Below are 7390 nucleotides of genomic sequence, written 5' to 3' on the forward strand. Positions count from 1 at the left end.
GGTCGACGCCGCCGGTCTCGACGAGGTGCTCTGTCGAATCGACCGCCCGATGGACCGCGCCGAGGAGACCGTCGCGGCTGGCGAGTGCCGCGTCGGCAACGCCATCGCCGACGCCTACCGCTGGGCGACCGGCGCGGACGTGGGGCTGCAGAACAGCGGCGGCATCCGTTCCGGTCCGCCCATCGGTCCCGACGTGACCCACGCCGACCTCGTGAGTCTCGTCCCATTCGAGGAGCACCTCGTCGTCGCCGAGGTGACTGGCACGGAGCTATTGGCGGCGTTCGGGGCCGCCCGCGGGGCCGAGATGGGATTCGGCGAACCGGACTGGTGGCACGCCCACGTCAGCGGCGACTGCGACGCTGACGAACACCAGCGACGAGGTCGTCGAGGCGTTCGTCGGCGGCGAGCCAATCGACCCCGAGGCGCGCTACACCGTCGCCACGAGCGACTACCTGCTCCACAGCACGCAGGAGTTCCCGGCCATCACGCAGGCTCACCGCGTCGGTGAGTTCGAGATTCAACACGACGCGCTGGCGCGCTACGCCCGCGAGGTCGGCTTCGACGCCGCAATCGAAGGGCGCATCGAGCGCCGGTCGGCCACCCGCGCCGACGACTGAGCGTGGGGCGGGGCCGAGACGGAGAGGCAGCCGCCGGCGAACGCGTCCGAGAGGGAAAGGTTCACGCACACCCAGCGAGTGGCTTCGGAGTATGACACGGGTCGTGGTCCCGGTTCGGTACCCCCTCTCGAAGCACTCCCGGGCGACGCTCGAAGAGGCCGTCCGCGTCGCACGCGAGCGCGACGCCGAACTGACGGTCCTCCACGTCGACCTCTACCAGTCGAACCGCGGCGTGACGCGGACCGAACTCAAACGGGCGGTCGAGGCCGAGTTCGGCCCGCTCGTCCGCGCGCGCTACGTGGTCCGCCGAGGCTTCCTCGTCGAGGAGACGATTCTCGAAGAGGTTGCCGCCGAGGAGGCCGACATCGTCGTCATCGGGTCGAAACAGGCGAGCCGCTGGCGGCGGATGCTCCGGCGGTTCCTCGACGACCCCGACATCGACGTGTTCCTCCGCGAAAAGCTCGACTGCACGGTCATCACCGTCCGCGCGGACGACTGAGCCGGCGGCTCTCGGGTTCGGATTCGTTTTCCCGGTTTCGATGCGGTTCCCAGCTCCGACTGTTTTCACCGTTCTCCGGTCAGTCGTCGCCGCCGGCGGCGTCCGTCGATTCTGGGTCCGCCGTCTCGGCGGCCGCCGACTCCGCGTTCGTCGAGTTCGGGGCGTCGGTCGCGTCGGCCGCGTCGCCCGAGTCAGCCGGGGGTTCGGGGCCCTCGCCGTCAGAGACCGGTTGGGTTTGGGTGGGCGCTCCCGGTGCCGGCGACGCGGTGGCGTGACGTCGGTTTGCGCCCTCGTCGTTGGTGACGTGCAGGCTCCCGCTGGTCTCGTCGAAGACGAGGTGGGTGTGCGGGTAGGCGAACTCGACGGTGGCTTCGGACTCCTCGACGAGCGTCCAGAGGCGCGTCTGGACCTCCGACTGGATGCGACCGATTTTGTACGGTTTCAGCGCCCAGTAGCGGAGGCGCAGGAGGACGCCGTTGTCGGCGTAGGAGTTGATGTAGGCGGTCGGTTTCGCCGGGTAGCGGGCACTGCCGATGCGGATGTCCGGCCCGCCTTCGACCACCGCGTCGCAGTCGCGGGCGCCCGCTCGACGAGGTCGCGGGCGGCGTCGATGTCGGACTCGTAGGTGACGAGCACGTCGAGCGACAGGCGGGTCCGCTCGTCTTCCGCGGAGTAGTTGATGACGTCGCGGTCGCGGATGTTCGAGTTCGACATCACGAGAAAGGTGTTGTCGAGGGTGAATATCTTCGTGTAGCTCAGCGTTATCTCGTCGATGAAGCCCTTCGTGCCGTCGTCGAGTTCTATCATGTCGCCGATTTCGAACGGCTGGTCCGAGAGGACGAACACCCCGTTGATGATGCTCCCGACGATGGGCGCGAGGACGATACCGAGCACTGCCGAGAACACCGTCACCGAGAGGACGATGTCGCCGAGTTCGAGGCCGAGGACGTTCGCCCCGACGCCGACGCCGACGAGGACGATGGCGAGACGAACGATTCGCAGGATGGTCTGGGCGACGCTCTGGCGGCGGAACTGCCGGGCGACCGGCCGACCGAGCAGACGGACAGCGTACTTCGACAGCGCGACCGACAGGGTGACGATGACGAGGGCGACGACGATTCGCCACCCCGGAAACAGGAAGTAGTCCGGCACGAACGCCGGCGGTTCGACCGCCGTCGACTGGAGCGGAGCGACCGCGACGTGGCTCCCCGCCGTCAGCGTCCCGCCGACCGCGCCCGACGCGTCGGCAACCCCCTCGACTCCGTGCATGGAAACCGCAACGAAGAGCGGCGAAAAAAGGGTTGTTACTCCGAGGGTTCGGTCGCGGTGAACGGCTAAGTGTCGGGGCGTCGCAGTATCTGCATGGTCAACGCGACGAGCGCCCGCCCCGACTTCCGCATCACCCACGAGACGCCGCCCAGCCGAGCACTCCTCTGTGGCTTTTCGTCGTTCGGACTCGCCGGACTCACGGCCGTCGACTTCATCGTCGACCACCTCGACCTCGAACAGACCGGCCACCTCACCGTCGAAGGCCTCCCGGCGGTGACCCCCTTCGAGGACGGGCGGCCCCGACACCACACCCGACTGTTCTCCCGCGAGGACCTCGACGTGACCGTCCTCGTCGGCGAACTGTTCGTCCCGGCAGTCCACGGCACCCAGTTCGGCAACGCCATCCTTGAGTGGACAGAGCGCAATCAAGTCGAGGAACTCGCCGTCCTCTCGGGGATTCCGATGGCCCACGGCCCCGACGAACACCGCGTGTTCTACATCGCCACCGACGACTACCGCGAGGCGCGACTCGCCGACAGCGACATCCCCCCGATGGGTCGGGGCTTCTTCGACGGCACCAACGCGGCGCTCGTCGAGCGCGGTATCGGGTCGCCCCTCGGCGTCGGCGTCTACGTCACGCCCGTCCACGCGCAGGTCCCCGACGTGGAGGCGGCCATCCGCCTCGTCGACGCCGCCAACGACGTGTACGACCTCGGCGTCGACTCCTCGCCGCTGGAGTCGTTCGCGGCCGAGGTCCAGCAGTACTACGCCGAGCTCGCCGAGCGACTCCGCGACAGCGAGGCGGAGCTCCCCGAGGACCGAATGTACATGTGAGCTCCAACCCGCCCGCCGACCCGCGACACTCGACGGCAGCCCTGCTACGGCTTGTGCCACTTGTTTTCGGAATTTCGTGCTACTCGGATTTCAGTAAATGATTTAGGTGATGCCGTACACGTCACGACTATGGCTGACGAACTGCGGCTCACCATGGAGCGAGTCGGTGAGCGCTTCAACCTCGGCGAGTACGAGATAGACGCGTATCTGGCCGTCCTCGAACACGGACAGTTGACGGCGAGCGAAATCGCCGACCGAACCAGCATCCCCCAGCCGCGGGTGTACGACACGGTCCGGAGCCTGTCGGACCGCGGCCTCGTCGAACTCCGCGAGTCGCGCCCGATGAAAATCGTCGCGGTCGACCCCGACGACGCTTTCGCGAACGTCAAGACCTCGCTGGAGGAACTCATCGAGGAATTGGAGGCGCGCTACACCGCCCCCGCCCGCGACACCGAGGCCGTCTCGCTCGTCAAGTCGCGGTCGACCATCCTCCGCTACATCGAGGAGATTATCGAGGCCGCGGAGTACGAACTCGTGCTCTCGTTGACGCCCGACCTGCTTCGTCGCTTCCGCGACGACCTCGCGGCGGCCATCGACAGCGGCGTCAGCATCGACCTGCTCGTGACGCCGGCCTCCCGCGCGCCCGACCCGGACGAGTTCAACTACCTCGACGTGGCGACCATCGCCCGCGCCCGCCGCGGCATCACCTCGCCCGTCCTCGCAGTCGCCGACGGCGAGTATTCCATCTACGCGACCCAAGACGCCCTCCGCGACGACCGCGACCGCTACGGCGTCATCTTCAACCGCTCCGCGCTCGGCTTCCTCGTGAGCGGCTTCTTCGGGACCGTCCTCTGGAGCACCGCCGAGACTATCGTCGCCAACGGCAAGCGCCGGCCGTTCCCACGCCGCTACGCCTCTATCCGTCGGGCCGTCAAGGACATCCGCGAGATAGAAGGCGACTTCTACGCCTCCGTCTCCGGCCGCGACATCGAGACGGGCGACCCCATCGTGGTCGAAGGGCGCGTCATCGAGACGGCCTTCGAGGACACGGAGGAGGTTGCGTCGCTCCACATCGAGACCGAGGAGGGCGTCGTCGAGGTCGGCGGACTGGTCGCCGCGCTCGAAGACGTGGAAGGACAGGAGATTCTGCTCGGCCGCGACGAGGTTCCGAACCGCGACGAAATCGTCTGAAGCCGCGTCGTCAGTTTCCGCTCGTGTCTTTTCGGCTCGGTCAGTCCCCGCCAGCAGCGGCTACTCGTCGGGGAACTCGTAGACGACCGCGCCGCAGTCCGCACAGCCGAGCACCTCGTGTTCCGGCGAGTCGTACAGCCCCGCGGTGCCGCCGCAGCAGTTGCGCGTCGTCGTCTCCTCGACCGGGCCGCCGCAGTCCGGACAGACCTCGGTGAACATCCGCATCGGCTCCGTGGCCGCGAGCGCGACCATCGGGTCGACGCCGCGCTCGACGACCGTGTAGAGCGTCGCCACGTCCGCGATGGCCTGCGGCCGCGAAATCCACACGGACATCGAGGGACCGTCGAGCGAGATGCCATCGAACTCGGCGTCGACCGTCGCATCGAACGGGACTGCGTTGGCGACCGCCTCGGCCAGTTCCTCGTCGGTGGTCTTTCGGAGCGTCGCCATCGTCGACTCCCACTCCTCGCGGGCGTCGTCGGCGAGGAACAGGCCGTCTTCCTCCTCGACGAGGACGCCCGCGTTCAGGAGCGTCGAGAGCATCACGTCAGGGTCGACGTTGGCGTCGAGCGACTCCGAGCGGCGGTCGGGGCCGCCGTCGTCGCCGTGTTCGAAGTACTCGGCGAGGCCGAGCGCGGAGACGAGCCGCGGCGCGAACGAGGGGGTCCCGGGGACGACGTAGCCCCGCAGGTACACGGCGAGCGCGCCGCCGACGAGGACGACGAAGCCGACCAGCGGCGAGAGCACGCTAACCGCGAGGCCGACGAGGACGACCAGCGCGATGTTGACGGCGGTACACGGCAGACAGCGGTTCTCGCCGGTGTGCTCCGGGCGCTTGAGTGAGTCGATGACGGACATGGTGTGAAAAGTGGGACTGTGGGGTGTTCGCGTTCGCGGTGGTCAGTTCGCCGGGGGCGTCTCGGTCTCGACCGCGTCGAGGCGGATCGCCTTCCCCGTCTCCGACGAGCGGTAGATAGCGTCGATGACGCGCTGGACGGCGAGGCCCTGTTCGACCGTGTTGCGACCGGGGTGTTCGCCCTCGGCGACGGCCGCGAGGAACGCCTCCTGTTCGGTCTTGTGGGTGTCGTTGTCCTGCGTCTCAACGTCCGCGGTCGAGAGGTGGTTGCCGCCGCCGACGCCGTCCTCGTAGAACTGGAGGTCGTGGCTCGCGCGGTCGAAGCGCACGCCGCCCTCCGTGCCGCGGAGGAAGAACTCGTCGTTGGTCGGGCGGTTCGTCGCCCACGCGACTTCGAGGGAGATGGTCGTTCCCTCCTCAGTGCGGATGAACGCGCTCGCGGAGTCGTCCACGTCGAAGGCCTCCGGGCCCACGTCCTCGCCCCACATCTCGACGAAGGTGTAGTCGTCGCGGTCGCCGAACTCCGAACGGGTGACGCCGGAGACCTCGACGACCTCAGGGAAGTCGAGAAAGTAGAGCGCGAGGTCGATTGCGTGGACGCCGATGTCGATGAGCGACCCGCCGCCCGCGACCTTCTTCGAGGTGAACCACGACCCGCGGCCGGGAATGCCGCGGCGGCGGACGTAGTTTGCCTCGACGTGGGTGACGTCGCCGAAGCGGCCCTCCTCGTAGTGGTGGCGGACGACCTCGACGGGGTTGGCAAAGCGGTTGTTGAAGCCGACCATGCAGAAGCCGTCGGCCTCCTCGGCCGCCTCGGCGATTCGCTCGGCCGATTCGAGCGAGTGCGCGAGCGGCTTTTCGAGCAGCACGTCGAGGCCCGCGTCGAGCGCGGCGACCGCGTATTCCTCGTGGAAGCGGTTCGGGGTGGTGATGATGACCGCGTCGACCTCCGCGAACAGTTCCGACTTCTCTTCGTAGGTGTTCACGTCGTACTTCTCGGCGAAGCGACGACGGGCGTCCGCCTGGATGTCGAGGCCGCCGACGAGAGTCGCGCCGAGGTCGACGAGGCGGTCTGCGTGGTGGTGTCCGATGTTTCCGAGTCCGACGATACCGACTCGGACCGATGATTCCGTACTCATGATTCGATGATTAACTACAGGTGGTGTTAAGTTTCACGTTCTTTGGCCTGAATTGCCAGAATCGACCGCGAGCGCCCGGTCAGGCGGCGTTCGAGACGCGGGGAGGGACGAACGACGAGCCGGGACGAGGCGACTGGCACGGGTCGAGACTGGGCATCAGTAGAGCTGTTCTTCGCGCTCTTTGCGCTCTTCCTCGCGGCGCTTTTCCTCCTTCAGCCGGCGTCGCCCGCGGAGGTACTGCTTGCCCTTCGGGATGAACTTGTTCTTCAGGTCGAGCAGGAACGAGACGATGCCGTAGGCCCAGAAGAAAAACAGGACCGTCATCCCGCCGAGGTAGAACAGACCGAGTTCGTTGACCATGGATGTGTGATGTGGTGTGGCTCCGATAAGCGTTGTGCGGGCTGTGCGAGTCGCGAACGTGCGAGCGAGGACGAACCGACGCGGGCCGTGTTACGGGCGCGTCAGTCGTCGCTTTCGGCTTCCGTGCCGGGCGCACCGCTCGTCTGGACGGGCGTCTCGATGCCGTGGCTGATTGCCTCGCCCGTCGCCGTGTCGAAGAGGTGGACGCGCGAGCGGTCGAGGACGACCGTCACGTCCTCGTCCTCCTCGATGTCGGTGTCGGGGGCGACGCTCATCAGCAGTTGGTCGTTGGCGACGCCGCTCGTGTCTTCGAGGTCCGTCTCGGCCGACTCCGAGAGCTTTAGGTAGACGAATATCTCGTCGCCCATCGGTTCGAGCACGTCGGTCACGGCCTCGATGCGGTGGCTGGGGTTCGAGACGAGCGCCTCGTCGCCGACGAGGTACACGTCCTCGGGGCGGATACCCATCGTGACGTCAGTCCCCGCCTCGATGCCGAGGTTCGCGGGGTCGAACTCCACGTCGATGTTGGTCGAGACGAACCCGTCTTCTGTGACCTCGCCGTCGAGGAAATTCATCGAGGGCGAGCCGATGAAGCCCGCGACGAACAGGTTCGCCGGCTCGTTGT

At 67.3% G+C, this 7390-nt stretch carries 7 protein-coding genes and 2 pseudogenes; 4 read left to right on the plus strand and 5 right to left on the minus strand.

Going from position 1 to position 7390, the window contains the following annotated elements; translation table 11 throughout:
* Both NKF06_RS18785 and NKF06_RS18790 read left to right on the plus strand, forming a co-directional pair.
* A pseudogene (locus tag NKF06_RS18785) lies at nt 1-617 on the plus strand (5'-nucleotidase); the annotation flags it as partial.
* 91 nt (nt 618-708) lie between these two features.
* Nucleotides 709-1116, plus strand: a complete 408-nt coding sequence (locus tag NKF06_RS18790; RefSeq protein ID WP_004974696.1) for a universal stress protein — start codon at nt 709-711, stop codon at nt 1114-1116.
* Between the two features lie 79 nt (nt 1117-1195).
* On the opposite strand, the pseudogene NKF06_RS18795 reads toward NKF06_RS18790, so the two are convergent.
* Nucleotides 1196-2385, minus strand: a pseudogene (locus NKF06_RS18795) (mechanosensitive ion channel family protein).
* A 93-nt stretch (nt 2386-2478) separates the two neighbouring features.
* Between NKF06_RS18795 and NKF06_RS18800 the strand changes: the two are divergent.
* Both NKF06_RS18800 and NKF06_RS18805 read left to right on the plus strand, forming a co-directional pair.
* Complete coding sequence (locus tag NKF06_RS18800; RefSeq protein ID WP_058828353.1) at nt 2479-3219, plus strand: PAC2 family protein; 741 nt, start codon at nt 2479-2481, stop codon at nt 3217-3219.
* A 129-nt stretch (nt 3220-3348) separates the two neighbouring features.
* Nucleotides 3349-4410: a TrmB family transcriptional regulator gene (locus tag NKF06_RS18805; protein WP_004974690.1), complete on the plus strand. Its 1062-nt coding sequence runs from the start codon at nt 3349-3351 to the stop codon at nt 4408-4410.
* Between the two features lie 60 nt (nt 4411-4470).
* Here the strand turns inward: NKF06_RS18805 and NKF06_RS18810 are convergent, their stop codons facing one another.
* The 4 genes from NKF06_RS18810 to NKF06_RS18825 all read right to left on the minus strand — a co-directional run.
* On the minus strand, nt 4471-5268 hold the full coding sequence (locus NKF06_RS18810; RefSeq protein WP_058828352.1) for a hypothetical protein: 798 nt from the start codon (nt 5266-5268) through the stop codon (nt 4471-4473).
* Between the two features lie 42 nt (nt 5269-5310).
* A complete protein-coding gene (locus tag NKF06_RS18815; RefSeq protein WP_058828351.1) occupies nt 5311-6405 on the minus strand; it encodes a Gfo/Idh/MocA family oxidoreductase in 1095 nt (364 codons plus the stop codon).
* A 156-nt stretch (nt 6406-6561) separates the two neighbouring features.
* Nucleotides 6562-6765, minus strand: a complete 204-nt coding sequence (locus NKF06_RS18820) for a hypothetical protein (RefSeq protein ID WP_004042869.1) — start codon at nt 6763-6765, stop codon at nt 6562-6564.
* 101 nt (nt 6766-6866) lie between these two features.
* Nucleotides 6867-7390: TOBE domain-containing protein (locus tag NKF06_RS18825; protein WP_342766462.1), on the minus strand; the 524-nt coding region annotated here is incomplete at its 5' end.

The organism is Haloferax sp. AB510, from assembly GCF_024136985.1.
Classification (GTDB): Archaea; Halobacteriota; Halobacteria; order Halobacteriales; family Haloferacaceae; genus Haloferax.